Origin of the sequence: Geobacter grbiciae (assembly GCF_018531165.1) — a bacterium.
Lineage (GTDB): Bacteria > Desulfobacterota > Desulfuromonadia > Geobacterales > Geobacteraceae > Geobacter > Geobacter metallireducens.
The window spans coordinates 225,058-251,572 of the sequence record NZ_JAHDIW010000003.1 but is presented as its reverse complement, the minus strand read 5'-3'; the positions used below and the strand labels follow the sequence as shown (position 1 = coordinate 251,572).

General features: G+C 59.8%; 28 protein-coding genes. 17 read left to right on the top strand and 11 right to left on the bottom strand.

The features are described 5' to 3' along the window. Nucleotides 1-2,412 (top strand): response regulator, encoded by a 2,412-nt coding sequence (locus KJB29_RS06630; RefSeq protein ID WP_215733905.1) that lies wholly within the window; start codon nucleotides 1-3, stop codon nucleotides 2,410-2,412. Then, nucleotides 2,399-3,484, top strand: coding sequence for a response regulator (locus KJB29_RS06625; RefSeq protein ID WP_215733904.1), 1,086 nt, complete (start codon nucleotides 2,399-2,401; stop codon nucleotides 3,482-3,484). The genes KJB29_RS06630 and KJB29_RS06625 overlap by 14 nt, the downstream gene beginning before the upstream one ends. Before the next feature lie 62 nt (nucleotides 3,485-3,546). On the opposite strand, the gene KJB29_RS06620 is transcribed toward KJB29_RS06625, so the two are convergent. The 5 genes from KJB29_RS06620 to KJB29_RS06600 form a co-directional block, all read right to left on the bottom strand. Then, nucleotides 3,547-3,996, bottom strand: coding sequence for a hypothetical protein (locus KJB29_RS06620; RefSeq protein ID WP_215733903.1), 450 nt, complete (start codon nucleotides 3,994-3,996; stop codon nucleotides 3,547-3,549). A gap of 117 nt (nucleotides 3,997-4,113) precedes the next feature. Beyond that, nucleotides 4,114-4,419: a HigA family addiction module antitoxin gene (locus KJB29_RS06615; protein ID WP_215733902.1), complete on the bottom strand. Its 306-nt coding sequence runs from the start codon at nucleotides 4,417-4,419 to the stop codon at nucleotides 4,114-4,116. A 9-nt stretch (nucleotides 4,420-4,428) separates the two neighbouring features. Then, nucleotides 4,429-4,710, bottom strand: coding sequence for a type II toxin-antitoxin system RelE/ParE family toxin (locus KJB29_RS06610; RefSeq protein ID WP_215733901.1), 282 nt, complete (start codon nucleotides 4,708-4,710; stop codon nucleotides 4,429-4,431). A gap of 561 nt (nucleotides 4,711-5,271) precedes the next feature. Beyond that, complete coding sequence (locus tag KJB29_RS06605) at nucleotides 5,272-6,063, bottom strand: PEP-CTERM sorting domain-containing protein (protein WP_215733900.1); 792 nt, start codon at nucleotides 6,061-6,063, stop codon at nucleotides 5,272-5,274. 133 nt (nucleotides 6,064-6,196) lie between these two features. Beyond that, nucleotides 6,197-6,973, bottom strand: a complete 777-nt coding sequence (locus KJB29_RS06600; protein ID WP_215733899.1) for a hypothetical protein — start codon at nucleotides 6,971-6,973, stop codon at nucleotides 6,197-6,199. A gap of 559 nt (nucleotides 6,974-7,532) precedes the next feature. On the opposite strand from KJB29_RS06600, the gene KJB29_RS06595 reads away from it, so the two are divergent. The 3 genes from KJB29_RS06595 to dtd are packed head-to-tail and all read left to right on the top strand — an operon-like array spanning nucleotide 7,533 to nucleotide 9,549. Next, a complete protein-coding gene (locus KJB29_RS06595) occupies nucleotides 7,533-8,537 on the top strand; it encodes an integron integrase (protein WP_215733898.1) in 1,005 nt (334 codons plus the stop codon). Between the two features lie 38 nt (nucleotides 8,538-8,575). Continuing rightward, on the top strand, nucleotides 8,576-9,097 hold the full coding sequence (locus KJB29_RS06590) for an O-acetyl-ADP-ribose deacetylase (protein ID WP_215733897.1): 522 nt from the start codon (nucleotides 8,576-8,578) through the stop codon (nucleotides 9,095-9,097). Beyond that, on the top strand, nucleotides 9,094-9,549 hold the full coding sequence (gene dtd, locus KJB29_RS06585; RefSeq protein ID WP_215733896.1) for a D-aminoacyl-tRNA deacylase: 456 nt from the start codon (nucleotides 9,094-9,096) through the stop codon (nucleotides 9,547-9,549). The genes KJB29_RS06590 and dtd overlap by 4 nt, the downstream gene beginning before the upstream one ends. Here dtd and KJB29_RS06580 read toward each other — a convergent pair. Both KJB29_RS06580 and KJB29_RS06575 read right to left on the bottom strand, forming a co-directional pair. Beyond that, nucleotides 9,536-9,889: a type II toxin-antitoxin system PemK/MazF family toxin gene (locus KJB29_RS06580; RefSeq protein WP_215733895.1), complete on the bottom strand. Its 354-nt coding sequence runs from the start codon at nucleotides 9,887-9,889 to the stop codon at nucleotides 9,536-9,538. The genes dtd and KJB29_RS06580 overlap by 14 nt on opposite strands. Further along, nucleotides 9,886-10,155: a hypothetical protein gene (locus tag KJB29_RS06575; protein ID WP_215733894.1), complete on the bottom strand. Its 270-nt coding sequence runs from the start codon at nucleotides 10,153-10,155 to the stop codon at nucleotides 9,886-9,888. Before KJB29_RS06575 ends, KJB29_RS06580 begins: the two co-directional genes overlap by 4 nt. Before the next feature lie 157 nt (nucleotides 10,156-10,312). On the opposite strand from KJB29_RS06575, the gene KJB29_RS06570 reads away from it, so the two are divergent. The 3 genes from KJB29_RS06570 to KJB29_RS06560 all read left to right on the top strand — a co-directional run bounded on the left by KJB29_RS06570 (nucleotide 10,313) and on the right by KJB29_RS06560 (nucleotide 13,948). After that, a complete protein-coding gene (locus KJB29_RS06570; RefSeq protein WP_215733893.1) occupies nucleotides 10,313-11,170 on the top strand; it encodes a TIGR02757 family protein in 858 nt (285 codons plus the stop codon). Continuing rightward, nucleotides 11,167-12,942, top strand: a complete 1,776-nt coding sequence (pabB, locus tag KJB29_RS06565; protein ID WP_215733892.1) for an aminodeoxychorismate synthase component I — start codon at nucleotides 11,167-11,169, stop codon at nucleotides 12,940-12,942. The genes KJB29_RS06570 and pabB overlap by 4 nt, the downstream gene beginning before the upstream one ends. Nucleotides 12,943-13,084: 142 nt before the next feature. Continuing rightward, nucleotides 13,085-13,948, top strand: coding sequence for an NAD(P)-dependent oxidoreductase (locus tag KJB29_RS06560; protein WP_215733891.1), 864 nt, complete (start codon nucleotides 13,085-13,087; stop codon nucleotides 13,946-13,948). Between the two features lie 30 nt (nucleotides 13,949-13,978). Here the strand turns inward: KJB29_RS06560 and KJB29_RS06555 are convergent, their stop codons facing one another. Both KJB29_RS06555 and KJB29_RS19515 read right to left on the bottom strand, forming a co-directional pair. Then, entirely contained in the window at nucleotides 13,979-14,578 is a 600-nt protein-coding gene (locus KJB29_RS06555; protein ID WP_004514325.1) for a M23 family metallopeptidase, read from the bottom strand. Between the two features lie 23 nt (nucleotides 14,579-14,601). Continuing rightward, nucleotides 14,602-14,733: a hypothetical protein gene (locus tag KJB29_RS19515; RefSeq protein ID WP_004514326.1), complete on the bottom strand. Its 132-nt coding sequence runs from the start codon at nucleotides 14,731-14,733 to the stop codon at nucleotides 14,602-14,604. A 227-nt stretch (nucleotides 14,734-14,960) separates the two neighbouring features. On the opposite strand from KJB29_RS19515, the gene typA reads away from it, so the two are divergent. The 9 genes from typA to mltG all read left to right on the top strand — a co-directional run bounded on the left by typA (nucleotide 14,961) and on the right by mltG (nucleotide 21,461). After that, entirely contained in the window at nucleotides 14,961-16,757 is a 1,797-nt protein-coding gene (gene typA / locus KJB29_RS06550) for a translational GTPase TypA (protein ID WP_215733890.1), read from the top strand. A gap of 123 nt (nucleotides 16,758-16,880) precedes the next feature. Then, nucleotides 16,881-17,630: an outer membrane protein assembly factor BamD gene (locus KJB29_RS06545; protein ID WP_215733889.1), complete on the top strand. Its 750-nt coding sequence runs from the start codon at nucleotides 16,881-16,883 to the stop codon at nucleotides 17,628-17,630. Continuing rightward, nucleotides 17,630-18,022 (top strand): nuclear transport factor 2 family protein, encoded by a 393-nt coding sequence (locus KJB29_RS06540; RefSeq protein ID WP_215733888.1) that lies wholly within the window; start codon nucleotides 17,630-17,632, stop codon nucleotides 18,020-18,022. The genes KJB29_RS06545 and KJB29_RS06540 overlap by 1 nt, the downstream gene beginning before the upstream one ends. Before the next feature lie 7 nt (nucleotides 18,023-18,029). Beyond that, nucleotides 18,030-18,404, top strand: coding sequence for a fluoride efflux transporter CrcB (gene crcB, locus KJB29_RS06535; RefSeq protein ID WP_215733887.1), 375 nt, complete (start codon nucleotides 18,030-18,032; stop codon nucleotides 18,402-18,404). Between the two features lie 11 nt (nucleotides 18,405-18,415). Beyond that, complete coding sequence (locus KJB29_RS06530; protein WP_004514331.1) at nucleotides 18,416-18,760, top strand: DUF190 domain-containing protein; 345 nt, start codon at nucleotides 18,416-18,418, stop codon at nucleotides 18,758-18,760. Nucleotides 18,761-18,766: 6 nt separating this feature from the next. Then, nucleotides 18,767-19,285 carry a rhodanese-like domain-containing protein gene (locus tag KJB29_RS06525; protein WP_215733886.1) on the top strand — a complete coding sequence of 173 codons (519 nt, stop codon included), beginning with the start codon at nucleotides 18,767-18,769 and terminating at the stop codon, nucleotides 19,283-19,285. Then, nucleotides 19,285-19,701: a MauE/DoxX family redox-associated membrane protein gene (locus tag KJB29_RS06520; protein WP_215733885.1), complete on the top strand. Its 417-nt coding sequence runs from the start codon at nucleotides 19,285-19,287 to the stop codon at nucleotides 19,699-19,701. The genes KJB29_RS06525 and KJB29_RS06520 overlap by 1 nt, the downstream gene beginning before the upstream one ends. Nucleotides 19,702-19,773: 72 nt before the next feature. Further along, entirely contained in the window at nucleotides 19,774-20,358 is a 585-nt protein-coding gene (gene plsY, locus KJB29_RS06515; RefSeq protein WP_004514334.1) for a glycerol-3-phosphate 1-O-acyltransferase PlsY, read from the top strand. 26 nt (nucleotides 20,359-20,384) lie between these two features. Then, nucleotides 20,385-21,461 carry an endolytic transglycosylase MltG gene (mltG, locus tag KJB29_RS06510; RefSeq protein ID WP_246560638.1) on the top strand — a complete coding sequence of 359 codons (1,077 nt, stop codon included), beginning with the start codon at nucleotides 20,385-20,387 and terminating at the stop codon, nucleotides 21,459-21,461. Nucleotides 21,462-21,601: 140 nt separating this feature from the next. On the opposite strand, the gene nuoG is transcribed toward mltG, so the two are convergent. Then, nucleotides 21,602-24,097, bottom strand: a complete 2,496-nt coding sequence (gene nuoG / locus KJB29_RS06505) for an NADH-quinone oxidoreductase subunit NuoG (protein WP_215733884.1) — start codon at nucleotides 24,095-24,097, stop codon at nucleotides 21,602-21,604. A 121-nt stretch (nucleotides 24,098-24,218) separates the two neighbouring features. After that, a complete protein-coding gene (locus tag KJB29_RS06500; RefSeq protein ID WP_215733883.1) occupies nucleotides 24,219-26,237 on the bottom strand; it encodes an FAD-dependent oxidoreductase in 2,019 nt (672 codons plus the stop codon). Nucleotides 26,238-26,515 lie beyond the last annotated feature (278 nt).

Sequence of the window (26,515 nt, the reverse complement as noted above, 5' to 3'; positions counted from 1 at the left end):
ATGAGAAACGACGTCAAATCACTCCGTGCGGGCATATTCTCAGAAATCATCATCGTCTTCCTCCCCCTGACAATGCTGCTCATCTATCAGACCGTCAGCGACATCACCGTCTCCGACAGGCTTGCCGACACCCATCGGCTCCTTGCCGCCTCGTCGTCGGCCTACCAGAGATACAGACTGTTCGTCAACGGCGTCGTTGATGCGATCGATACCGGCAGAGTCTCCGAGGATGCCGTCCACAACCTCGAACATACAACCGTTGAACTCAGATCCATCACCACCGGGGACCGCAGCAGTGATTTCAGTTCCCTGGCGGCCAGGACAAACGCCCTGCTCGCGCACCTGAGGAAAGACCGCTCCTTCGGGAAGGTACTGCCGCTGCGGGATACCATCAATGGGATCGATGCGGACCTGTCGGCGCTTGCCGCACAATGCGACGAAACAAATCGACAAATGATCCTGGAGAACATCAATTCCACCCAGTCCAGAAAGATCATGGTGTTCACGGCCCTGGCACTGGGAGCACTCGTCACACTTGCCCTGATTGTCATGCTTATTCGGCATGTTACCCGGTTCGAGCTGGTCTTGCGGGAGAGCGAAGAGCGAATGCGGGTAATGTTCGAATCGATCAACGCCGGCATTGTGCTCATCGATTGCGATAACAACAGCATCGTGGATGTCAATCCGACGGCGCTTCGCCTGCACGGGGGAACAAAGGAGGAATTGATAGGGCATCCGAGTGAGCGTCTCTTCCATGGGGACAATGTGCGGACAGATCCGGAGCATGAAGAGGGGAAGGCAATCGACATATCCAAGGGGGTGTTGAGCCTGTGCAATGGCGAACGCCTTCCCGTCCTTGAATCGGTCAACTACGTGGCCATAAACGGTCGCCGGTATATGCTGAAAAGCTTTGTCGACCTGTCGAAACAGATGACCCTGGAAACCGAGCTCCTTGCCGCCAAGGAGGCTGCCGAGGCGGCCAGCAGGGCCAAGAGCATATTTCTCGCCAGCATGAGCCATGAAATCCGGACTCCCATGAACGCTATCATCGGCTATGCGCAACTGCTGAGGCGTGAAGGAAATCTTGCGCCACAACAGGGACAATACCTCAATGTCATCAACAACAGCGGAGAGCATCTCCTCAAGCTGATCAACGACATCCTTGAAATGTCGAAAATCGAGTCCGGCACGGTCAACCTCACGCCGGTTCCCTTCAATTTTCACAATCTGCTGCACGACGTGGAATCCCTGTTCGCCGACCGGGCCAGGCAGAAGAAGCTGCGGTTCGACGTCCGGTTGCAGGGCGAGGTACCCGTGGTGCTGGATGCGGATGAGATGAAAGTGCGCCAGGTCCTCATCAACATGATCGGCAACGCGCTCAAATTCACCGACGAGGGGACGATTGCCGTCACGGTTTCCTCCTCCACCGACAGCCCGGACAAAGAACGTGACACGTACGGCGAAACGGCCATAACCGTCGATGTCGAAGACTCGGGCATGGGAATCTCTGCCGAGGAGGCAGACCAAGTCTTTGCCCTGTTCGAGCAGACCGAAAGCGGCCGACGCAGGATAGGAGGAACGGGACTCGGCATGCCGATCAGCCGCCAGTTCGCCCGACTGATGGGAGGAGACCTGTTTCTTGTGCGCGGCGAGCCCGGCATCGGCTCGGCATTCCGTTTTGTATTCAGGGCAAAGGCGCTGGACCTGGCGGAATTCAAGCAGCCGGCAGTCGATGAGCGGTTCTTCTGGCGGATTATCCCGGACGAAAAAGAATGGCGCGTCCTGGTCGTCGATGACCAGGAGAACAACCGGAGCCTTTTGTCGCACATGCTCACCAGGGCCGGCTTTGCGGTTCGCGAGGCGGACGGCGGCATTGACGGCGTCGCCCAGTTTCGCGCCTGGCTTCCCGATATCGTTCTGATGGATATCCTGATGCCGGATATGGACGGCTATGAAGCCCTGCGGCAGATAAAGGCAACCGCAGAGGGGGGCGTTACCCCCGTAATCGCCGTTACCGCCAGCGTCATGATGGATGAACATCAGAAGGCCCTCGATCTTGGATTTGACGGTTTCATCATGAAGCCGGTTTCCATGGAGTGCCTCTTCGAGGAAATCCGGCGTCTCACCAACGTGGCCTATCTGTACGATGACAGCAGGTCCTCCGGGGATGCGGCCGCGGAGATCCTTCCCCCCTGGGTTGACAGGCTGACCACGCTGCCGGACGCTCTCCTGGGGGCCATGCGCGATGCGCTTGAGGCGGGAGACATCGCTTCACTTCGGGGGCTCATCGAGCAGATAGGCGAGTCCGAACCGATACCGGCCGAGGCGTTACGCCGTCTTGTCGATTCTTATTCCTACGACGAACTGACCACGCTGCTTGCAGGGGGGGACGCCAGATATGCCAGCGCTTGAGCAGCCGCCCAATATCATGATAGTTGACGACACTCCTGCCAATCTCCGGCTTCTTGAAACGATGCTGCAGGAAAAGAATTACCGCGTGCTGTTGTTTCCACGGGCGGATATCGCCCTGAAAGCGGCGAAGAAAAATCCCCCCGACCTGGTGCTGCTCGACATCACCATGCCGGGAATGGATGGCTTCCAGTTTTGCGCGAGTCTGAAGGCGGACAGCCGTTTATGCTCCACTCCGGTAATCTTTCTCAGCGGCCTGAACGAGCCGGCGGATAAGGTCAAGGCGTTCAGCCTGGGGGGGGTGGATTACATAACCAAGCCGTTCCAGCTCGAAGAGGTCCATGCGCGGGTGGAAACCCATCTCAACCTTCGTCGTCTGCAGATGGAAGTGGAATCCCATAACCGCAACCTTGAGAGCCAGGTTGAGGCGTATGCGAAAGAGATTATCGCCTCCCAGATGGCGACCATTTTCGCCCTGGCGAAACTTGCCGAATCCCGCGATGACAATACCGGCAAGCACGTCGAACGGGTTCAGATTTACTGCCGCCTGCTTGCGCAGCGACTGGCGGAAAAGGGACCGTACCGGGGAGAAGTCACCCCGGAATTCATCAACAACATAACCTTTGCAAGTCCGCTCCATGACATAGGAAAGGTGGCCATAGTCGACCGCGTGCTGCTTAAGCCCGACAAACTGACAGCGGAAGAATTCAAGATCATGCAGACCCATACGGTAATCGGAGCGCAAACCCTTGCCACGGCCTTGGCAAAATATCCGCAGAACGAGTTTCTCCGTACCGGCATTGCCATAGCGCAGTCACATCACGAATGGTGGGATGGCACCGGTTACCCCGACGGGATCAAAGGGGGGAAAATCCCACTCCATGCCCGCATCACCGCCGTCGCAGACGTTTACGATGCACTCCGCTCCAATCGATGCTATCGGTTGTCGCTGCCCCATGAGGAAGTCCGTGCCATGATTCTGGAGGGATCAGGCACCCAGTTCGACCCGGATGTGGTGGCGGCGTTCATTGAATCCGAGGATGAATTCTTTGCGATAAGCTGCGAATTGGGCTGATGTGGCACCGGCAGAGGCTGGTCGGCAACGGGAGACCTGGCGTTGAGGCAGTCGCAGGGCCGTCAGGCATTTGCGTCGGTCTTCTCGGCACTCGCCTGCCCTCCGACCGGGGGAGTAGCGGCCTTCGCGAACGCTTCGAGCTCGAAACGGTTGTGGAGGTACGGATTGCGCCCCCGCAGCCTTTGAACGGCACTGGAACCGAGGTAGAGGGGAATGAGGAGGATGCCCCACCGCTCGTACTGGCGGACATGGACATGCTCGTGGGTGCGCAGCTGCGCGAGAAGGGAGTGATCCAGCCCGATCACCACGTGGCCGAAAGTAATGGCCTCAAAGTGGAAGATGCGGGGGAGCAGGGGAAAGAGGCGAAAGAGCTGGCCGCCGGCCACCTCCACCACCCCGTCGGCCACGCGGCAGGTGGCCCCCAGACAGAGGGCAGCGGCCGCCATGAGGAGCCCCAGCGCGGTTGCTGGGGAGGCCCACAGGTAGCGGATGATGAGAAGCAGACGATTCATGGGTAGGTGTGAAACTTTTCAGAGAAAGCGCGCGGATTTGTCACAGTGAATCATTTTCAACGTACCGGCTTCAGGGGCCGGCGCGTAGCGACGGTCCCCTGGAAGTACCCGTTGGAATCATGCTGCCCGCGAGAAAGGATGCACTTCTTTTTCAAGCCTGTCCTCAAGGGTCTCCAGTGCCACTTCCATATCGTAGTGTGATTGGAGGTTGAGCCAGAACTGCGCTTCCATATTGAAATACCGTCCAAAACGCAAGGCAGTATCGGCGGTGATGGCCCGGCGGCCATGCACGATTTCATTAATGCGCCGCGGTGTGACACCGATGTCCTTTGCCAGCCGGTACTGGCTGATTCCCAAAGGTTCGAGAAACTCCGCAAGAAGAATTTCACCTGGGTGAATAGGGGGAAAATCGCGCTTTGTCATAATGACCTCTCAATGGTAGTCGGCGATTTCAACGTCGTAGGCATCGCTACCCTGCCATACAAAGCAGATTCGCCACTGTTTGTTGATGCGTATGCTGTACTGACCTTCTCTGTCGCCGCGAAGAGCCTCCAGGCAGTTCGATGGTGGGACACTGAGCGTTTCGAGGAGACTGGCCGCGTTAAGGATTTTCAGCTTCATAACCGCCGCCCGCTGGATTGTCTGCGGCAGTTTTGCTGAAAACCGACCATAGAAAAGCTTTTCGGTTTCTTTGCATTTGAAGGACTTGATCATGGTGGCTGCAATGTTATCGCGAAGGGATAATATCGTCAAGCGACATTACATGAAAAAGGGAAGAGGGTGCTGCTTCCAACGTCAGGCTTCAGGGGCCGGCGCGATAGCGACGGTCCCCTGGAAGTACCCGTTAGCGACTCACCCACTGTAAGAATGCCCATTGCTGTTCTTGAAAGTTTCAGTCAATGAATACACGACATGCGATAACAATTATCAATGGAATCCAGTTAGGAAAACCGAAACTTAATTTTAAAAAATGTCGTATAGTGAGAGGGATACCTACAGCCCTGGAACATGAGTAAAGACCATACAAGTAGAATCCAGATATTAATACACCAATAAGGCCAATGCTTAACGAATGTGGGTCGGGTTGTTGAGGAGGGTTCAGTCTCGGAGCAATTATTTCCGACCATAACGCCATAACTGATGCAACAGTTACCGCGAGGGAAATCCATCTCTTACCCGTTTTGATTCTGTTTTCAATATCCATTATTCTCTTTAACACTGCTAACGTTCGGCTTCAGGGGCCGGCGCGTAGCGACGGTCCCCTGGAAGTACCCGTTAGGTGAGGGATTCCTTGTAGCCAGGCTTACCCCTACCGCTGGTGTTCGCTCCGGCCCTCGCCTTTCTAAAAAGCAATATTAACCCCACCCCAAGCACGAACATCATTGGTGTACTCGGCTCCGGTACTGGCTGCAGATTGATGGTGCCGGTCATGTTGTAGGAGAACCTCTTGCTGAAAATACCTTCATCCCATACCGACCCGTCTGTCAGCGTGTACGTCGACGAATAGTCAACAATACTTCCTTCTGGGGTAGAGAAGGGCACAAAGTTATCCGGCAACCCCCAGTTGTTACTTGCATTGTTCATGACGATACGGGCTGTACCGGATAGCGTCGCGATAGGTGAACCAAGTTGCGCCTTTAATATGATAGGTGATACCGGCTCGAATTGGCCCTCTGTCCACAAACCAGAGCCACTCTCATTGCATGATGGGCACCACACTTGTCCAACTGAGTAGAAGATTGTTCCGCTTCCCTTCGCCCAGTTGTATACCTGATCAAAATAATAGTTCACACTTCCGTCCGTAACTGAGACGCTAGCCAAATTCCCATTTGTGTATGGGATCCACCCGGCTCCGAACGGCCGCACCTGACCGTCGCTCAGGGTATAAGTATAGGCTGCGCCGAGGATACTGAAACGGTCGTACTCAGGGTACGGTACAGGGTAATGAGTGTCTCCATACCCGGAGACGGTACTAACATTGATCGTGTCAATAGTTACTGTTGTTGCTGCTGCAGATTGAATCGTCACAACTGTGCTCAGCAGGGCGATAATGGTTCGAAAATACATTTGTTTTCTCCTTAGGTTTGATGAACAAAAAAATTGGATGGTGGTCATTTGGCTCGACGCCTAACGTTAGGCTTCAGGGGCTGGCGCGATAGCGACAGTCTGTCCCCTGGAAGTTAGGGTTGGGTGTATCTTGCTAAGTCATAACAATGTAAGATTGCACCCAATTTTTAGCTAATAGATTTAATCTAGAAATGTCTTGTTGAGGGATTTTGTTGTGATGATACTTATTTGTATTTTGCTTCAAGGATTTATCAAAATGGCGCAGATTATTGTTGTTGATATAACCAGTGAAATATTTCCAGTCGTTATTAGAAATAGCCAAGCGTTTCATAGCATTGCGCTCTGAGCCAAAATGTTGTGCTAATACTTCTTTAATTTTATATAACTCAACAAACCATTTATTGCCGTCATTTAGTGACGAATAGTAATAATTAATTAATAATTTTAGTGTTTTGTCGTAACTATAACGTTTTGCTATTTCAATAGCCTGTTCAAGTGGTGCAAATTTGTATTCGTGAATGACAAGACAAGATGTACTATGATTTATAGACACGTATCTCAGGCCCTGTCTTTCTAATAATTCTTGTTTTACTTGTTGCGCATTTGAGCAAAATAACTTTTTGTTTGTAGTCTCTTTTTTTTCGAATAAAAGCCTAAGCCCTCCTGCAAATATCCAAACTTTACAAATAATAATAAGTGCTTCAGTTAACTCCCTCTCAATTTCATCTACTTCTGTATAGTCACTGACCTCTTTTCTGAACCTTAGGAAATAATCACCAGTCGCCATTGTAGGCGGGAACTCTTCAACACATATAATTTTACCCCACAATTCAAATTCATTGTGCAGGCCTTTCCCTTCAAGGAAAGGGGCTGAAACATGTTCATTGTTTATAGATACCTCGACAATCATGCCTAATCTTTCAAAACCCAACGTCAGGCTTCAGGGGCCGGCGCGATAGCGACGGTCCCCTGGAAGTACCCGTTAGCGACTCACCCACTGTAAGAATGCCCATTGCTGTTCTTGAAAGTTTCAGTCAATGAATACACGACATGCGATAACAATTATCAATGGAATCCAGTTAGGAAAACCGAAACTTAATTTTAAAAAATGTCGTATAGTGAGAGGGATACCTACAGCCCTGGAACATGAGTAAAGACCATACAAGTAGAATCCAGATATTAATACACCAATAAGGCCAATGCTTAACGAATGTGGGTCGGGTTGTTGAGGAGGGTTCAGTCTCGGAGCAATTATTTCCGACCATAACGCCATAACTGATGCAACAGTTACCGCGAGGGAAATCCATCTCTTACCCGTTTTGATTCTGTTTTCAATATCCATTATTCTCTTTAACACTGCTAACGTTGATTGGACGCCCTAAAAGGCGTGGAATTTTGCGCCAGTATGGTGTATAAGGCAGTCTTGAGTCAAGCTAATTAATTAATTCTACTCATAAAGGGCTTCTGAAATGCACCCCATCAACATGGGCAAAAACGCCTCTGCTGTCGAACCCGAAAAACCCCGCCTCCTGGATATCCTCCGCACCAGAATCCGCCTCAAACATTACAGCCTCCGCACGGAGCAGACTTACACCGAATGGGCGAAGCGCTACATTCTCTTCCATGGCAAACGCCATCCCGCCGAGATGGGGAAGGAAGAGGTGGAGGCGTTTCTCTCCCATCTGGCGGTGAAGCACAATGTCTCGGCCTCGACCCAGAGCCAAGCCCGGGCCGCGATTCTTTTTCTCTACCGCGAGGTACTCGACATTGAACTCCCCTGGCTGGACGATGTGGAACAGGCGAAGAAGCCCCAACGGCTGCCGGTGGTGCTGACGGTAAGCGAGGTGCAGGCGCTCCTCTACCGCCTGACCGGAACCCATGCGCTGATGGGGCGACTGATGTACGGTACCGGCATGCGCCTGATGGAGACGGTGCGGCTGCGGGTGAAGGATGTGGATTTCGAGCGGAGCGAGATCATCGTCCGGGAAGGTAAGGGTGCAAAGGATCGGATCACTATGCTCCCCCAAGCGGTTGCGGCCCCGCTGCGGGAGCACCTGGGGCGGGTGGAGGCTCTTCACGGGGCGGATTTGCGGGCCGGCTTCGGCGAGGTCCACCTCCCCCATGCCCTCGGGAAGAAGTACCCGAACGCGGGTCGGGAATGGGGATGGCAGTATGTGTTCCCGGCAAAGCAGCTTTCGACGGACCCGCGCACGGGGGTAACCCGTCGGCACCACGCGGACGAGAAGGGAATCCAGCGGGCCATCCGTCAGGCAGTGCGGGACGCGGAGCTTGCCAAGCCAGCCACTCCCCACACGCTGCGGCACTCCTTCGCGACGCACCTGCTCCAGTCGGGCTACGATATCCGCACGGTGCAGGAACTTCTGGGCCACAAGGATGTGCAGACGACGATGATCTACACCCATGTGCTGAACCGTGGCGGCAAAGGGGTGGAAAGTCCCCTTGATCGGCTGTAGAATTGTCCGGTAACGTCATTGCTACGGAGGGTTCTGACATGAAGGAAAAGATCGAAATCATACCGGGGGATATCACGAAGCTGGCGGTGGACGCCATTGTGAACGCGGCCAACAATTCGCTCCTTGGGGGCGGGGGGGTGGACGGCGCCATCCACCGGGCCGCGGGGCCGGAGCTGCTGGCGGAGTGCCGGCCCCTGAACGGCTGCGCCACCGGCGACGCCAAGATGACCAAGGGGTATCGGCTGCCGGCGAAGCACGTGATCCATACGGTGGGGCCTGTGTGGCACGGCGGGGCCAAGGGGGAGCCGGAGCTTTTGCGGAGCTGCTACCACCGCTGTTTCGAGGTGGCCCACGGGGCCGGCCTCACCTCTATCGCCTTTCCGGCCATCAGCTGCGGGGTCTACGGCTATCCCCTGGCTGAGGCATGCGCCATTGCCGTGGAGGAGACCAAGACAGCCCTGGAGCGCTACCCGGAACTGGCGCGGGTGATCTTCACCCCCTTCGGTGCCGAGGCGGAGGCCGCCTACCGGGCTGCACTGGCGAAGGTGTTCGGCGCATGAAGGTGGTGATCCAGCGGGTGAGCGAGGCGCGGGTGGAGGTGGATGGTGAGGTTGTGGGAACCATCGGCCGGGGAATCCTCGTCCTTCTCGGGGTGGAAAAGGGAGACGCGGAGCGGGACGCCGCATGGCTGGCGGAAAAGATTGCGGGGTTGCGGATATTCGAGGACGAGGCGGGGAAGATGAACCTGTCGGTGCGGGAGGTGGCCGGGGGGATTCTGGCCGTGTCCCAGTTCACCCTGGCCGGGAACTGCGCCAAGGGGCGGCGCCCCTCCTTCGACACGGCGGCCCCCCCCGACGAGGGGAAGCGGCTCTATGACCGTTTCGTGGATTTCGTGCGGGAAACCGGCATCCCCACGGCCACGGGGATCTTCCAGGCGGACATGAAGGTGCATCTCGTGAACGACGGGCCGGTGACGTTTATCCTGGATAGCCCGAAGGCTACCGGGGGATAATCCCCACGGCGATCATGGTCCCTTCTTCGATCCGCGTCATAAGAGAAGAAGGTAGCTCGCCGATGAACTCCGTCAGCTTGCCCCGATCCAGGGTGGTTATCTGGTGGCAGAGGGCCACGGAATCCTTCGTAAGCCCACCCTTTCCCTTGCTGATCGGCACCACGGTGGGTCCGCGGCCGGTCTGGCGCGGCGAGGTGGAAAGGGGGACGACGATGACGGAGCGCCAGCCGGCGGTCTGGTTGAAGGCATCGTGGGAAATGATGACCACGGGGCGCCGGCCGGTCTGCTCGGAGCCGGAGCGGGGTACCAGGTCGGCCCAGTAGATGTCACCCCGCTTCACGGCTTCGTCTCCTCGTTGACAAGGTGCTCGATTGCCGCCCCTTCCAGGATTTCGTCCAGGTCGGCAGCGGTGCCGACGTGGGCTTGGGCATAGGAGGCCAGCTCTTCGTGGACGGCATTGACCCGCTGTCGCCTCACCCACTCTTCCACCGCCTGCCGGGCAAGCTGGGTGGCGGGAACGCTAAGTCGCCGGGCCGCGTCCCTGAGTCCCTCGTAGACATCAGCCGGCAAGGGAAGATGAAAATTGTGCATTGGCGCTGTTTTCATGGCAGACCTCCTGCCACAATAATATGCCAGCGCCGCCCCAAAAGCAACGATGACATTCCTTCGGAGTAACCGACTCCCCTTTTTTACGTTTTGCGCTTCCCTCCGCCGTGGTGTACGATGGCTGCTTTCTGTATTCTCTCTTGACCGGGAGTATCCGTTGGACATCAAAACAGTCCTCGACAATCTCTACACCGCCCGCTCGACCCGGCACCTGGCAAACGATCCCCTCTCCTTTTGCCACCGCTTTGCGGCCCCCGAGGACCGGGAGATCGCGGGGCTCGTGGCGTCGTGCCTCGCCTACGGCAACGTGAAGATCATCCTCCGGAATCTGGAGACGGTCTTCGCCGCCCTGGGGCCGTCGCCCCGGCGGTTCGTGGAGCGTTTCGAGCCGGAAGAAGGTCTGCGGCTCTTCGCCGGGTTCAAGCACCGCTTCAACGACGGCCGCGACCTCTGTGCGCTGCTCCTGGCGGCCCGGACCATGATCGAGGAAGCGGACACCATCGGCGACTTCTTCCTGGGGTGCCACGACCCCCATGCCGAGGACATTACCTCCTCCCTCACGGAATTCAGCGCCTCCCTCCTCGCCTTCGACTACGCTCCCGTCTTCGGCAGCGGCCCCATCCCTGCCGATTCCTACTTCCCCTTCTTCTTCCCCTCCCCCGCCTCGGGGAGCGCCTGCAAGCGGCTCTGCATGTACCTGCGCTGGATGGTCCGCCCCGCCGACGGCATTGACCTGGGGGTCTGGAAGGGGGTTCCACCGGGCCAGCTGGTGATTCCCGTGGATGCCCACATCCGGCGGATCTGCCGCAGCCTGGGGTTCACAAAGCGCAAGCAGGCCGATTGGCGCATGGCCCGGGAGATCACGGCGGCGCTCCGGCAGTTGGACCCGGCCGACCCGGTGAAGTACGATTTCCCCCTCTGCCACCTGGGAATCTCGGAGGGGTGCGACGGCACGGTGCAGCCCCTCTGCCGCCAATGCCCGGTGGTGGAGCTCTGCGGAGCGGGTGCGCCATGAGCGGAATGCCGACGGTCACCCTGTTATCCCTGGCGCCGGAGCACCATCCGGCCTCGTTCCGCTTCGACGGATTCGTGGAGGAGATCACGGCCCGCTCCCTCGAGGAGGTCGTCCCGGCCCTCAAGAGGGTTGAGGAGGCGGCTGCCCAAGGGCTCCACGCGGCGGGGTTCGTCTCCTACGAAGCGGCGGCGGGGCTCGGCACCGGCCTCGCCACGCACTCCCCCGGCCCCCTCCCCCTTGTCTGGTTCGGCCTGTTCGAGAACCGCCTCGGCATTGCCCCACGCCTCCCCAGCGCCGAGGAATGCGGGGCGGCCTGCGGAACCTCCGGCTGGGAGACCACCCTCTCGCCCGAGGCCTACCAGGGGGCCGTCGAGCGGATCAAGGAATACATCGCCGCCGGCGACACCTACCAGGTGAACTTCACCTTCAGCCAGCGTTTCGCCTTCACGGGGGACCCCGCGGCCTATTTCGGCGACCTCTGCCGGGCCCAGAATGCCCCCTTCTGCGCCCGTCTGGACACGGGACGCTTCCAGATTCTGTCGGCATCTCCCGAACTCTTTTTCGAACTGCGCCACGGCGTCCTCACCTGCCGACCCATGAAGGGGACCGCTACGCGGGGCCGCTGGCGGAGCGAGGACGAGCAGATCAAGGCGCGCCTGGCCGAGAGCGAGAAGGAGCGGGCCGAGAACCTGATGATCACCGATCTGCTGCGCAGCGACCTGGGGATGGTGTCGAAAACCGGCTCGGTGCAGGTGGACGGGCTTTTTGCGGTGGAGACCCTGGAGACGGTCCACCAGATGACCTCCACCATCACGGCCCGGCTGCGGGAGGGGGTTGACCTGCCGGAGCTCTTTCGTGCCCTCTTCCCCTGCGGCTCGGTGACCGGTGCTCCCAAGAAGCGGAGCATGGAGATCATCCGTGAGCTGGAGGATTCCCCCCGGGGGGTCTACACCGGCTGCATCGGCCACGTATCCCCCGGCGGGGAGATGACCTTCAGCGTCGCCATCCGCACCGTGGTCGTCGACACTGAGACGGAAAGGGGGGAACTGGGAATCGGCAGCGGCGTCACCATCGGCTCCCAGGCCGGGGACGAGTACCGGGAGTGCCTTGCCAAGGCCCGCTTTGCCCGGGAGCGCATGCCCGACTTCCAGCTCGTGGAGACCATGCTCTACGAGGAGGACAAGGGGTGCTTCCTTCTTGACCGGCACCTGGCGCGACTTTTCCGCTCCGCCGCCTACTTCGGCTTCACCGTGCGCCTCGGCACCATCACCACGGTCCTCGCCCACCGCACCGGCAGCCTCGAAGGAAAGCACAAGGTGCGGCTCCTCCTGAACCGCCGGGGGGCCTTCACCATCGAGACCGAGCCGCTCCCGCCGACGGAAGGCGTTGAGACGATGATTACCTGCTTCGCCTCGGAGGCCGTCGATTCCGCAGACTCGTTCCTCTACCACAAGACGACCCATCGCCCCCTCTACATGCGGGAGCGGGAGAGGCATCCCGATTGCGACGATGTCATCTTCGTCAACGAGCGGGGAGAGGTGACCGAGGCGACCACCGCCAACGTGGTGGCCCGGATCGGCGGCACCCTCGTGACCCCTCCCCTTCCCTGCGGGCTTCTTCCCGGCACCTTCCGGGAGGAGATCCTGTCCCTGGGCCAGGTGCGGGAGCGGGTCATCACCCGGGAGGAACTGGAAGGGGCCGAGGACATCTACCTCGTCAACTCGGTTCGGCAGTGGCGCTGGGCACGGCTGGTCACGAAACCCGACCAATAACACAGAGCAACTGAGCAACAGAGAAATCTCCATTGCAATTCAATTCCCGCCCAACCCCTTAATATTGTTTAAACTCTGTTTTTGTGGTTTTCTCAGTTGCTCTGTTGCTCTGTGTTGAAAATGATTTTCCAGGAGGTAATCCATGCAGAAATTCGGTTTCATCGGCCTCGGCATCATGGGAAGCGCCATGGCAAAGAACCTCGTGAAGGCGGGCTTTTCGGTGACGGTCTGGAACCGCTCCCCGGAGAAGGCGGAGGAACTGGCGGCCCTGGGGGCGGAACGGGCCGCAACCCCCTGCGAAGTGGTGGAGTCATGCCCCGTGACCTTTGCCATGCTGGCGGACCCGGCGGCGGCGGAAGAGGTCTGCTTCGGCAAGCACGGGGTGCTGGAGGGGATCGGCGAAGGGCGTGGCTACGTGGACATGTCCACCGTGGACCCGGCCACGTCCCAGCGGATCGGCGTGGCCGTGGTGGCCAAGGGGGGACGGTTTCTGGAGGCGCCCGTGTCGGGGAGCAAGAAGCCGGCCGAGGATGGCACTCTCATCATTCTGGCTGCCGGCGACCGGAACCTCTACGACGAGGCAATGCCAGGCTTCGAGACGATGGGGAAGAAGATCCTTCACCTGGGGGACGTGGGGAAGGGGGCCGAGATGAAGCTGGTGGTGAACATGGTCATGGGTGGGATGATGGCCTGCTTCTGCGAGGGACTGGCGTTGGGGGAGAAGGCGGGGCTCGCCACCGACGCCATCCTCGACGTGATCGGCGCCGGCGCCATGGCGAATCCCATGTTCGCCCTGAAGGGGGGGCTCATCCGCGACCGGAACTTCGCGCCGGCCTTCCCCCTGAAGCATATGCAGAAGGATCTGCGGCTGGCGGTTGCCCTGGGTGACCGGGTGGGTCAGCCCCTCGTGGCCTCCGCGGCGGCCAACGAGCTGTTCAAGGGGGCCAGGGCCGCCGGCTTCGGCGACGAGGATTTCTCCGCCATCTTCAAAACCATCGAGCGGTGAAAGCCCTCCCCCAGGGAGTTCCAGCAGAGCTTACGGCAGTTCCTCGCCCCCAGGCAGGGCCAGTCCGGCCAGGGGGTGCTGCCGGGGTTCCTCCGGGTTCCCCCCTTCGTCACCCTCACCCTTGGCAACATACTCCTCGACCCAGCCATTGACCTTCTCGGCCACCAGGGCCTTCAGCTGCTCCTCCAGCCGCTCCCGCGCCTTCTTGTCATAACCGGGGATCTGCCGCACCTCGTAGTGGACGTGGGGGCCGGTGGAGCGCCCCGTGCTCCCCGCCAGGGCGAGGACGGTTTTCGTATCCACCGCCTGCCCCGGGGTGACGCGAATCGTCGAGTTGTGGCCGTACAGGGTCACGTAGCCGTTGCCGTGATCCACGGCCACCAGGTTGCCGTACCCCTTGTAGGGACCGGCGAAGGTGACGGTCCCCCGCTGGGTGGGGTAGACCGGGGTCCCCTCGGGGACGGCGATGTCGACCCCCTGGTGATAGGTCATCCGGCCGCTGCCGAAGGGGTCGAGGCGCCAGCCAATGCCGGAGGTGACAGTGCCGCCGTCCACGGGGAGCTGACGGGAGGCGGCGGCAAAGGCGGGAAGGAGGAGAAGGAAAAGGATTGCGGAGATTATTAGTTTCATGGGGTTTTCACCAACAGGTCCGGCTACTTGGCGAGGCCGTACGCGATAAGAACGAGGGAGAGGACGAACAGGCAGAACATGGCCGCCAGAATGGGCCCATCGCCGTCTGCCGCTCCTTCGCTGATGGTACGGATGAAGTCTCTGATGATCCACATGGGCACACCTTCGGGTACCAGCTGCCCTTTTTCAAAGCAACAAATATGCCACGGATCCCCCCCTCCCGGCAACCCCTCCCCTCAAATTTAACCTAAATTTAACTTGTTTTTTGTCGCTACCATTGCCATACTATGGCGTTTTTTCAGACGAGCCGATGCTCGTCTTTTTCGTTTGCCTCCACCACCTTGAATCTATCGCCTCACGGCAGAAGGAGCACGCACCACCCATGCAAGAACGGATCAGGAACATCGCCATCATCGCCCACGTCGACCACGGCAAAACCACGCTGGTCGACGCCATGCTGAAGCACGCGGGGGTCTTCCGCGAGAATGAGGCCATCACCGAGCGGGTCATGGACTCCAACGACCTGGAGAAGGAGCGGGGGATCACCATCCTCGCCAAGAACCTCTCGGTGCACCATGGCCGCTACAAGATCAATATCATCGACACCCCTGGCCACGCCGACTTCGGCGGCGAGGTGGAGCGGGTGCTCAAGATGGTGGACTCGGTGCTCCTGCTGGTGGATGCCCTGGACGGCCCCATGCCCCAGACCCGTTTCGTGCTCAAGAAATCCCTCGATCTGGGCCTGAAGCCCATCGTAGTCATCAACAAGATCGACCGCCCCGGTTCCCGTCCCGACGAAGTCGTCGATATGGTCTTCGACCTCTTCTGTGAGCTGAACGCCAACGACGAGCAGCTGGATTTCCCCATCGTCTACACCAGTGCCAAGCTCGGTTTCGCCAAACTGGACCTCACCTCCGACTCATCCAGCATGGAACCCCTCTTCGCCGTGGTGGAATCCAATGTCCGCCCCCCCTCCGGCGATGCCAAATTACCGTTCCAGTTGCTGGTCACCAACATTGATTACAACGAATACATCGGCCGCATCGCCACGGGCAAGGTCTTCAACGGCAGCGTCAAGAGCGGCGAAACCGTGGCGCTGGTGCGCCGCGACGGCAGCATCGTCAGGAGCCGCATCTCGAAACTCCTGGGCTACGAGGGGCTCAAGCAGGTAGAGGTTCCGGAAGCGTGCACCGGCGACATCGTCACCGTGGCCGGCTTTGATGAGGTGGGTATCGGCGAAACCCTGGCAGCCGCCGACAATCCCGTGGCCCTCCCCTACGTCTCCATCGACGAGCCGACCATCGCCATGAATTTCATCGTCAACTCCTCCCCCTTCGCCGGCAAGGAGGGGAAATTCGTCACCTCCCGCAACATCCGTGACCGCCTCGACAAGGAGTTGCGGACCAACGTGTCGCTGCGCGTCGAGGATACCGGCAACGCCGACACCTTCAAGGTTTCCGGCCGGGGCGAGCTTCACCTCTCCATCCTCATCGAGAACATGCGCCGCGAAGGATTCGAGATGGCGGTCTCCAAGCCCGAAGTCATCCTGCGCGAAATCGACGGGAAGAAGATGGAGCCGATGGAGTACCTGGTAGTGGACGTTCCCTCTGAGTTCCAGGGGGCAATCATCGAAAAGATGGGTCCCCGCAAAGGCGAGATGACCTCCATGCAGCCCATGGGTGAGACCATCAGGCTGGAGTTCATCGTGCCGGCCCGTGGACTCATCGGCCTTCGGGGCGAACTCCTCACCGAAACCCGCGGCACCGCGGTCATGACACACACCTTCCACGACTACGCCCCCTACAAGGGGGACATCCCGGGACGCAAGAACGGGGTTCTCATCGCCATGGAGAACGGCGAGACCACCGCTTACTCCCTGGACGGTCTTCAGCCCCGCGGCATCCTCTTCATCGGAGCGGGCGTCGAGGTCTACGGCGGTATGATCATCGGCCAGCACGCCAAGGATAGCGACCTCGACGTGAACCCCTGCAAAGGGAAGAAGCTCACCAACGTCCGCGCCTCGGGTTCCGACGACGCCATCAAGCTCACCCCTCCCCGCACCCTAACCCTGGAGCAGGCCCTCGAGTTCATTGACGACGATGAACTGGTGGAGGTAACCCCCCAGTCGATCCGGCTCCGGAAGAAGGAGCTGGACCCGAACCGGCGCAAGCGCAAGTAATGCATCTGCCGTCCCGCCCCCTGGGCGACTGTTGGCCCCAGGGGACGGGACGGAACTTTGCGTTGACTTTATCAGGGGATTTCACTACTTTTCCCCTGATACCAGATCGGAAGGCGGGACCCCATGAAACGTATCCAGAGACGCTCTCTTTTCCCTCTCCTCCTCGTCCTTGTGGTCGCCGGCTGCGCCACCACTCCGGACGCGGTGAGCCGCAATCCCGAATCCATGGCCAAGGCGGCGGAAGAGTTCCAGACCTCCGGCCGCTACGAGGACGCCATCGCCCAGTGGAAGAAGGTGCGGGAGAGCTATGCCTCGCCGGAACTCACCACCGAGGCCGAGCTCAAGATCGCCGACGCCCAGTTCGCCGACAAGAGCTACATCGAGGCGGCCGCCTCCTACGAAGAGTTCCGCAAGCTCCACCCCAACCACGAAAAGGCTCCTTACGCCCTCTACCGTCAGGCTCTCAGCCACTACGAGCAGATCACCGGCATCGACACCGACCAGACGCCGGTATCCAACGCCGCGACCCTGTTCGAGTCATTCCTGCGCATCTACCCCACCTCCGAATACGCCGCGGAGGTGCGGGACAAGCTCGAAGTCTGCCGCATCAAGCAGGTGGAGTACGAAATCTACGTGGGACGCTTCTACTATCGTACCGATCAGTATGGGGCAGCCATCAAGCGCCTGGAGGATGCCCTGAAGAAGTATCCCCGCTCGCCGGCCCACGACGAAACCCTCTTTTATCTGGGGTCGGCCTATATCCGCACCGGCGACAAGGCCAAAGGGCGCGATGCCTTCCAGCGCCTCTTCGCCGAGTACCGGACGAGCAAATACGTGGACGAGGCCCGAAAGTTCATGGATAAGAACTTCTGATGCGCGCTCCGCTGGTTGCCCTGCTCCTCCTTACCCTGGCCGGCTGCGCCCGGGAAGATCGTTCCATCGAAGAGGTGCTGCGGCAGCGAGAACGGGCACTGGCAACGGCCGACGCTGCCAGCTACGCATCGCTCATCTCCCCCGCTTACCGGGACAAGGGAATTGACGCCCGAACCAAGCGGGCAGAGATCGCAAAAACCCTCGCCGCGTTTGGCCCCGTCTCCTACCGCTCGCTCAGCCGCGCCATTGCGGTCAATGGCGATAACGCCACGGTGAACAGTCGCTACGCCATGAAGGTGACGACCGCCGGGAACCCCCTGGAACTTTCCGGCGAAGAAACCATCCTGCTCCATCGCGAGGCCAAGGACTGGAAGATCGTCGGAGGCATCTGACCGCCCCATGCTGACCATTGTTGCCATAGCTCTTTTCGGCGCCCTCGGCTGCCTTGCCCGCTACCTCCTCGCGGGATGGGTCTACGCCTTTGTCGGCAGGGGATTCCCCTACGGGACCCTGACGGTGAACGTGGCGGGAGCCTTTCTCATCGGCCTCATTATGGAGTTCAGCCTCCGGACGACCCTCATTCCCCAGGAACTGCGGATCGGGCTCACCATCGGCTTCCTCGGGGGGCTCACCACCTTCTCCACCTTCAGCTACGAAACGTTCCGGCTCCTGGAAGACGGCGAGTTCATCACCGCGGCCGTGAACGTCCTTGCCAGCGTGCTGGTCTGCCTCGCCTGCACCTGGCTCGGCATCATGACGGCACGGCACCTGTAACGGGAGATCCCATGACCAAACTCATCGGCGAACAGGTTCTCATGCGCATCTTCATCGGCGAAGGGGACAAGCATGGCCGCAAGCCCCTCCACGAAGCCCTCGTGGAACTCTTCCGGCAGGAGGGTTTCGCGGGAGCCACGGTGCTGCGGGGAGTGGCCGGCTTCGGTGCCCGCAGCGTCTACCACACCGACAAGCTCCTCCGGCTCTCCGCCGACCTCCCCCTCGTGGTGGAAGTGGTGGATTCCCAGGAGCGGTTCGACGCCATCATGCCGAAGATTGATGCCATGATGAGCGGCGGGATGATTACGCTGGAAAAGGCCACGGTCATCCACTACGACCATCGCAGGGAGGAGTAACATCCCATGAAGTCAGACGCGAAGCGCCTCGCCGCCGAGATGGCGGCGATCGTCCTCATAGCCGCCGTGATCGGCATCGCCTGGAACCACCGGCTCCTCCTGAACGTTTTCCGGGGAGAAGGTGTCCAGGCCCAGCAAACGCCCGCGGCGCCCACGGGTGCCCCGACAGCGGCCCCAGCTGCGGCCGCAGCCCTCCCCCTGGGGCTCATGCAGGTGAAGGAGCTCTTCGATACCGGCGAGGCGATCATCATCGACGCCCGGGACCCGGAGACCTACCGCAAGGGTCACATAAAGGGCGCCATCTCTCTCCCCGTGGGTGAGGCCGACGGTCTCATCCCTCCCTTTGCCGACCGGACTCCCAAGGACAAACTCCTCGTGGTTTACTGCGGCGGCTACGACTGCCATGACAGTAAACTCCTGGGCGAGAAACTCCTGGCGGCCGGCTTCACCCAGGTCTTCATCTACGAGGGGGGATTCCCCGAGTGGCAGGACGCGGGCCACCCCGTGACAAAGGGAGACAAGTAATGGAACCGGTCAAGAAACACCTCACCGCAGTCCTCCGGGTTGGTCTCGGTGCCCTCTTTCTGTACGCCGGGGTCATCAAGATCATCACCCCAGCGGCCTTTGCCGGCAGCATCGCCAACTACCAGGTTCTTCCCTATGCCGGCAACTACCTGGTGGCGGCCATCCTGCCGTGGGTCGAGGTCATCTGCGGCACCCTCCTCGTCACCGGTTGGCGAGCCCGGAGCGCGGCGGCCCTCGTGGCCTGCATGAATGCGTTTTTCATCGTCCTCCTCTTCTCCACGGTTGTGCGGGGCCTCGATATCGACTGCGGCTGCTTCAAGCAGGGGGGAGAGAAGACCACGGCCTGGACCGCCATCTTCCGGGACACCATGCTCCTGGTGGCCGCCGTCTTCGTCTACCGGAGGGGGACGAAGTAAGCAGCACCCTTGCCCCCGGCGCTGAATTAGGTTACTATTCCCGGCGTTTTTTATGACTTGTCGGAGTTGCACATGCTGATCGAAATTCTTCTCCTGGCCGGAGCATACCTCCTCGGCTCCATACCCACGGGACTCCTGCTGGCCAAGGCTGCCGGCGTCGACATCCGGACCACCGGCAGCGGCAACATCGGCGCCACCAACGTCTACCGCACCCTGGGCCGCTCCGTCGGCATCGCCACCCTGGTGGGGGACTGCCTCAAGGGGCTGATCCCGGTCCTCGCCGCCAAATACCTGGGAATGACCGACCTCTGGATTGCCCTTGCAGGGCTGGCTGCCTTTCTGGGGCACGTCTACACGGTCTTTCTCGGCTTCAAGGGGGGGAAGGGGGTGGCCACGGCCCTCGGCGTCTTTCTCGGCCTTGCCCCCTTGGCGGTGCTCATTGCCCTCGGCATTTTCGTCGCCGTCGTCGCCACGTCGCGCTACATTTCCCTCGGCTCCATAACAGCCGCGGCAGCCATGCCGCCCGTCGTGGCTTTTCTGAGCGGGCGCCCCCCCCTCGTTGGCGTGACCGTTGTGATCGCTCTTCTGGTCATCTGGAAACACCGGGAGAACATCCAGCGGCTGCGGGCTGGCACGGAAAACCGCTTCAAGGCATGACACGCACTCAGTGATACCCTGCTTCCATGGAAGAGTCCATACCACCAAAAGATACCCCCGGCGAAACCGGTGATCAGCCGCCCCGGCGTTTCGTCCTGAAAGATCGCCGTATTCTGGCGGCTTCGGCCCTTGCCCTCCTTCTGCTCCTGGTCCTCCCTGCCCGCTATCTATTCTTTCTCGCCCTACCTGCCGGCGACGGCAAGACAGTGCGGATCGTCGACTTTGCGAAGGGGGAATCGGTCGCCAGGATCGCCGCCGACCTCGAACGGGACGGGATTGTCTCCAGTGCCCGCCTCTTTGTCATCCATACCCGTCTCAGGGGAGTATCAGGAAAACTCCAGGCAGGGGAATACCAGTTCAGCAACGGAATGCGGCCCGGGGAAATCCTCCGCATGATGCTCAACGGTGAGGTCACGGTGCGCCGGTTCGCCGTCCCCGAAGGATACTCCATCCACCAACTGGCAGAACTCCTTGAGAGTCAGAAACTCTTTAGCAAAGAAGGGTTCCTCAAGGCTGCCACCGACCCTGCGCTCCTGACCGAACTGGGGATTGAGGGGAAAAGCGTCGAAGGGTATCTCTTCCCGAGCACCTACGATGTGACGCGCACCATGGACGAGGCAGCACTTATCAGGGCCATGACGGCCCAGTTCCACAAGGTCTGCGATGGTCAACTCGCCGACGCGGCACGCCGCATCGGCATGACCCCCTTTCAGGTTGTAACCCTCGCCTCTCTCATCGAGAAAGAGGCTGTAGTTGCCACGGAGCGCCCCCTCATCTCGTCGGTCTTTCACAACCGGCTTGCCAAGGGGATGCGCCTCCAGAGCGACCCCACCGCCGTCTACGGCGTCAGGGCCTTCGCCGGCGCCGTCACGAAGCAGGACATCGAGCGCCAAACGCCCTTCAACACCTATCTCATTGCCGGGCTCCCCCCCGGCCCCATCGGCAATCCAAGCAAGGGAGCGATTGAGGCCGCCCTCAACCCGGTCCGCACCCGCTATCTGTACTTCGTCTCAAAGAAAGATGGCACCCATCACTTCTCCACCAGCCTCGACGAGCACAACGCCGCTGTCGCCACCTACCTGAAGACGAACCGTGGCAACTGAACAGCGCTAACTAGTGCGACCGGAACCGAAACCCAGGGACACCGGCCTGTCAGCAATAGTGTTCGCGCGCCTCCAAAAACAAAAAACCCCGCCGTTTCGTACGGCGGGGTTTCGTGCTTTTTTCTCGGGCAAAAGGCCGGTTACGCCTTTTCCACCTTTACCGGCACCACACCGGCCCCTTTCCCGAGGAGGGCATTGACGTTCATGGCGCGGAAATGGGAAGGCGCGAAGAGGAGACCAGCCTGTACCTTGCCCGAAACCCGCGCGGGAGCGTTTACACTCACAGCCCCCGCAGAGATACGAAGCGAGGAACCGTCCGAGACGCCCAGCCTGGCTGCGTCGTCGGGGTGGATCTCCACGTAGCCGGCCGGCACAATCTCAAGGTTGTTCTTCGACCAGGTGGTGGTGGTGCCGCTATGGTAAAGGATAGCGCCAGCAAGAAGCAGAGGGGCCTGCTGAGACTGAACCGGACGTACATCCTTCGAAACGGCGAGGGAAACCGGCCCAGCGGAAGGGAAGCCCGCCGGCAGTACCACATCGGCCCCGTACCCTGGAACGAGTGCCGCAATCTCGGCCATGATCGATGCCGGGGACGCCGGACGGCTCTCACCCGTCAGCCGGTTACAGAGTTCGGTCAGAATGTCCCAGTCCTCGCGGGCCTCGCCAGGAGGGTTGGCTGCCTTGGCAATGGACTGGACTCGGCCGTCAATGGTGGTGAAGGTTCCGCTCTTTTCTGCCGCCACCGAAGAGGGGAGGACAATATGGGCCTGCTTCGCCGACTCGCCGGGGAACGGGTCCTGGACGATGAGAAGCTCCAGCTTGCCGAGGGCTGCCCGAATCCTCTCGCCCTCGGGGAAGGAGGCGACGGGATCACACCCGAGGAGATAGAGGGCCTTGACGCTTCCCTGCTCGATCCCCTCGATGATCTGCCAGAGATCCTTGCCCGCGACCGCCGGTGCCGCGTACCCCGGAAGCATGTCAGGTGCAACGCCCATGTCGAGGAGACCGCGGATATTAGTCTTTTCATAGACCGGGAAAAGGCCCCCCGTTTCCTTGCCGAGGGCACCCAGGACGATGGCAAGATTCGCGAGAGCATTCACGGCTTCATCGGCTCCGCTACTCCGCATAAGATCGGCGCCGAAGAGAACGGCCACGCTCTTTTTCTTGCCGAGCAGCCGGGCGGCAGCGCGAAGCTCGGCCTCGGACAGACCGGCGGCAGCTGCGGCATCGGCAACCGATACGGTGCTGAGGGCTGCAGTCAGTTCGGCCAGGTTGGCAATGCGGGCTGAGGCAAAATCGTTGTCCTGCAGACCTTCGTCGAGCACGACCCGTGTGAGGGCATTGATGAGGGCCAGCTCGCTCCCCGGCCGGTACTTGAGGTGGCTGTTGGCAAACTTCTTCAGTTTCACGTCCCGCATGTTCGCGAGGACCAGCTTTGCGTCGTTCTTGGTGGCAGCCTTGATTACCCGATACTCTATGCCGGTTGCCTCGGCGTTCAGATCGCAACCGAAGACAAGAATTGCACCGGCCCGGTCAATGGCGTCGATGGTGGCGCTGGCGCCCCGAAGGCCCAACCGCTCACGGAGCGCCTTCTGGGCCTGGGCAAAGCCAAGCCGCGCCTCGGAATCGATGTTGCCACTCCCCAAGGCGTTCCGGAAGAGTTTCTGGAAGAGGTAGCTCTCCTCGTTGGTGACCCGCGGCGAACCGAAACCAGCCACTGCGTCAGGACCATACTTGGCGACGATCTCCTTGAGCCCCGTCGCGGCAGTCCCCATGGCGGCGTTCCAGTCCACCTTCTCGCCCCGCACCAGAGGCTGTGTCAGGCGGTCGGAGGAATTGATGTAGCTGTACCCGAAACGGCCGTTGATGCAGAGATTGCCGCTGTTGAAGTTATCGTCGTCGCTCGTGACCCTTTCGACGCGGCCGTTGCGGGTGTGATACTCGATCTGGCAGCCGGTGGAGCAAAAGGCACAGACGCTCTTGGTTACGGTAAAGGCCCAGGGACGGCCACGGAATTTAAAAGGCTTGCTGATGAGGGTACCGGTGGGGCAGGCACCGACACAGTTGCCGCAGAATTCGCAGTTGAGGGGCTTGCCGTCAATGGTATCGATGATCGTCGCCTCGCCCCGGTTCACCACGGCAATGGCATCGCATCCCACGACCTCGTGGTCGACCTTGACGCACTTCTCGCAGAGAATGCAGCGGTTCGGATCGCTCTCGATGAGGGGCCAGTTGTAGCGGATCTCCCGCCGTTCCAGGAGCGCCGAGTATTCCTGGCGTGATGCCCCCAGACCGTAGCAGGAGTTCTGAAGATCACACTCGCCGCCGGCGTCGCAGACGGGGCAGTCGAGGGGGTGGTTGACCAGCATCAGCTCCATGATTCTCTGACGGATCCGGGAGAGCTTCTCCGACTGGGTCGTTACCTTGATTCCCTCCTTGACCGGCGTATTGCAGGCGGTCATGGGGCGGTCGACACCCTCCACCTCCACCGCGCAGACGCGGCACGCGCCTGTTGGCGATACCTTCTTGAGCCAGCAGAGAGTCGGTATCGTGATGCCAAGCTGCGCCGCCGCGTCAAGGATGGTGCTCCCCTTGGCTACCGAGATGTCCTTCCCGTCGATTGTAAGACTGACCATATCCGTTTCACCCCTGGAAAGCGGCCCAGACCCGGGACACACCAGCGCCCGGGGTCGTCACCGACTCCCGGGCCGCCATGGCCCCGGCCTTGGGCCGAAGTGACATGCTGACTTGTGTGGATTAGACCGCAGCCATAGCGACGCGGTAGCAACGCAGACAACGCTCTGCTTCGCGGATCGCCTGACTGTCGGCAAAACCGAGCTCGACTTCCTGGTAGTTCCCCTTGCTGGCCCGCTCCCGGCCATGAACTTCGGCCTGGTGCGCCCTCTCAACCGAGTCGAGCCACGGCACCGCTTCACCCTTGTCGTAGACCGGCAGGTTGGTAAGGATGTCCTCCATGAACTCGTCGTCGGTCAGGTACACCTTTCCCTCCTCCAGCCAGCGCTGGATGACCCGTGCCGCCCGGTGGGCATTGCCGATGCAGGCAACGACGGTCAGCGGACCGATCTCGGCGTCACCACCGGCAAAGACGCCGTCCAGGTCGGTAATGAGGGTCCGGACGAGGGGGTTCCCCATACCATCCTTCAGATCCTTGCCCGCTGCGTCCTTGAGGGGAATGTACTTGGTGACCACGGTATTCCATTTGGTGATGTCGATCCCCATGTTCTCGGGAATGAACGAGAGGTCCGGGTCCTGACCGATGGCCGGGATGACCGTATCGCACTCAACCACGAACTCGCTGCCGGGAACCGGTTCGGGACGACGGCGCCCTGAGGCGTCGGGCTCTCCGAGGGCCATCCGGACACACTCGACGCCAGTAACCTGTTCGTTCTGGTCGACGATGATTTTGGTGGGAAGCACCTGAAACTCGAAGCGTACCCCCTCCTCGTCGGCGCCATCCACCTCCCACACGTCGGCCGGCATCTCCTTCCGGGAGCGGCGATAAAGGAGGATCGACTCCTCGGCCCCTTCACGCAGAGCAACACGGACGCAGTCGATGGCAGTGTTACCGCCGCCCACGACAACCACTTTCTTACCCATGCCGGTAGGGCGCCCCATATAGGCCTCACGGAGGAAATCGATCCCTCCCCTGAGGAACCCCTTGTACCCCTTGTCCTCACCCTCGACCCCCATGGGCTTCGAGCGGTGGGCGCCGGGAGCGAGAAAGACAGCATTGTACTTGCTCTTGAGTTCTTCGAGGGAGATGTCAACGCCGATGCGGGTGTTGTAGATGAGCTCAACCCCCATGGAGGCGATAATATCGATGTCCCGCTGCAGCAGGTGCCGCGGTTGCCGGTAGGGGGGGATACCCACGGCGATCATGCCGCCGCCATACCCTTCGGGAAGAGCTTCGTAGATGGTGCAGGGATATCCTTCAAGAGCCAGGTAATAGGCACAGGCAAGGCCAGCAGGCCCGGCCCCGACAATGGCAACCGTCTTATTCTTGCGGGGCTTCGGCTTCATGGGAGGCGCAACATTATGCATCCACTCGTAGTCGGACGCAGAGCGCTTGAGTACCATGATATTGATCGAATCATCCACGTTTTTGCGACGACAGTGGGTTTCGCACGGATGGGGGCAAACCCGTCCACAGACAGAGGGAAGAGGCATATTATCGCGGATGACGTGAAGCGATTCGTCGAAGCGGTATTCCTTTATGGCCTCGATGTACGCAGGGATGTCGATATGGGCGGGACAGCGGTCCATGCACGGGGCGGTGTACTTCTCGATATAGCGATGGCTTGCCGTGGGCTTTTTGGCGCCATTGACGTAGGCAAGGAAGTCATCGCGGAAATGCTTTACCGCATCAATGACCGGCACCGTGGACGACTGGCAGAGGGTACACTTGCAGTTTGCCAGGAGATCGCCCAGATCGGCAATAGTATCCAGCTGGGCTTCAGTCCCTCTCCCCTCGACGATGGCGGCCAATGCGTCCATAAGGACACGGGTCCCCTTCTTGCCCGGAGTGCACTTGCCGCAACAGTACAGGGTCTGCACCCTCTTCATGTATTCCGCGGCCATGGCCGGCACATCGACACCCTTATCGAAAACAATGATGCCGTCCCACCCCATAAAGGCGGCCAACGCCCGGTCACCGTCCAGGGTAGTCGGGAGCCTGAAGCTTGCGTCCTTCGCCTCGCTACCCGCGCGATTATCGACGACAGTCCCTCCCCAGCTCGAAAAAACCACCTGTGCCACGCACGCCTCCGTTCAGACCTTCACAGACAGGATCTATATCACTTAACCACTTATATTTATTAATTGTTTTAGCTAGCCACAATTGTATACAGTATGCAATATCTATCACAACATCCTTTGATAAATCAAGGGAAAAAATAACAAATCATTGGTTTTCCCTTATGATTGCTCCACCTCTCCCCCTCTGGTATAGTTCCCGGACAGCCACCAGTCGTGACCCATCCATACGGAAAAGGAGCCTGTAATGTATCAGGATGCTTTCAGATCGCTATTTGAGA

Bases quoted from the DNA above. Each gene is read 5' to 3' on its own strand.
- nuoG (WP_215733884.1), bottom strand. From the start codon at position 24,097: ATGGTCAGTCTTACAATCGACGGGAAGGACATCTCGGTAGCCAAGGGG.
- KJB29_RS19515 (WP_004514326.1), bottom strand. From the start codon at position 14,733: ATGTGGATCATCAGAGACTTCATCCGTACCATCAGCGAAGGAGCGGCA.
- KJB29_RS06545 (WP_215733889.1), top strand. From the start codon at position 16,881: ATGAAACGTATCCAGAGACGCTCTCTTTTCCCTCTCCTCCTCGTCCTT.
- KJB29_RS06595 (WP_215733898.1), top strand. From the start codon at position 7,533: ATGCACCCCATCAACATGGGCAAAAACGCCTCTGCTGTCGAACCCGAA.
- KJB29_RS06610 (WP_215733901.1), bottom strand. From the start codon at position 4,710: ATGATCAAGTCCTTCAAATGCAAAGAAACCGAAAAGCTTTTCTATGGT.
- KJB29_RS06560 (WP_215733891.1), top strand. From the start codon at position 13,085: ATGCAGAAATTCGGTTTCATCGGCCTCGGCATCATGGGAAGCGCCATG.
- KJB29_RS06605 (WP_215733900.1), bottom strand. From the start codon at position 6,063: ATGTATTTTCGAACCATTATCGCCCTGCTGAGCACAGTTGTGACGATT.
- KJB29_RS06540 (WP_215733888.1), top strand. From the start codon at position 17,630: ATGCGCGCTCCGCTGGTTGCCCTGCTCCTCCTTACCCTGGCCGGCTGC.
- KJB29_RS06555 (WP_004514325.1), bottom strand. From the start codon at position 14,578: ATGAAACTAATAATCTCCGCAATCCTTTTCCTTCTCCTCCTTCCCGCC.
- typA (WP_215733890.1), top strand. From the start codon at position 14,961: ATGCAAGAACGGATCAGGAACATCGCCATCATCGCCCACGTCGACCAC.
- KJB29_RS06525 (WP_215733886.1), top strand. From the start codon at position 18,767: ATGAAGTCAGACGCGAAGCGCCTCGCCGCCGAGATGGCGGCGATCGTC.
- KJB29_RS06530 (WP_004514331.1), top strand. From the start codon at position 18,416: ATGACCAAACTCATCGGCGAACAGGTTCTCATGCGCATCTTCATCGGC.
- KJB29_RS06625 (WP_215733904.1), top strand. From the start codon at position 2,399: ATGCCAGCGCTTGAGCAGCCGCCCAATATCATGATAGTTGACGACACT.
- dtd (WP_215733896.1), top strand. From the start codon at position 9,094: ATGAAGGTGGTGATCCAGCGGGTGAGCGAGGCGCGGGTGGAGGTGGAT.
- KJB29_RS06575 (WP_215733894.1), bottom strand. From the start codon at position 10,155: ATGAAAACAGCGCCAATGCACAATTTTCATCTTCCCTTGCCGGCTGAT.
- KJB29_RS06630 (WP_215733905.1), top strand. From the start codon at position 1: ATGAGAAACGACGTCAAATCACTCCGTGCGGGCATATTCTCAGAAATC.
- plsY (WP_004514334.1), top strand. From the start codon at position 19,774: ATGCTGATCGAAATTCTTCTCCTGGCCGGAGCATACCTCCTCGGCTCC.
- mltG (WP_246560638.1), top strand. From the start codon at position 20,385: ATGGAAGAGTCCATACCACCAAAAGATACCCCCGGCGAAACCGGTGAT.
- KJB29_RS06520 (WP_215733885.1), top strand. From the start codon at position 19,285: ATGGAACCGGTCAAGAAACACCTCACCGCAGTCCTCCGGGTTGGTCTC.
- pabB (WP_215733892.1), top strand. From the start codon at position 11,167: ATGAGCGGAATGCCGACGGTCACCCTGTTATCCCTGGCGCCGGAGCAC.
- KJB29_RS06590 (WP_215733897.1), top strand. From the start codon at position 8,576: ATGAAGGAAAAGATCGAAATCATACCGGGGGATATCACGAAGCTGGCG.
- KJB29_RS06600 (WP_215733899.1), bottom strand. From the start codon at position 6,973: ATGATTGTCGAGGTATCTATAAACAATGAACATGTTTCAGCCCCTTTC.
- KJB29_RS06615 (WP_215733902.1), bottom strand. From the start codon at position 4,419: ATGACAAAGCGCGATTTTCCCCCTATTCACCCAGGTGAAATTCTTCTT.
- crcB (WP_215733887.1), top strand. From the start codon at position 18,030: ATGCTGACCATTGTTGCCATAGCTCTTTTCGGCGCCCTCGGCTGCCTT.
- KJB29_RS06620 (WP_215733903.1), bottom strand. From the start codon at position 3,996: ATGAATCGTCTGCTTCTCATCATCCGCTACCTGTGGGCCTCCCCAGCA.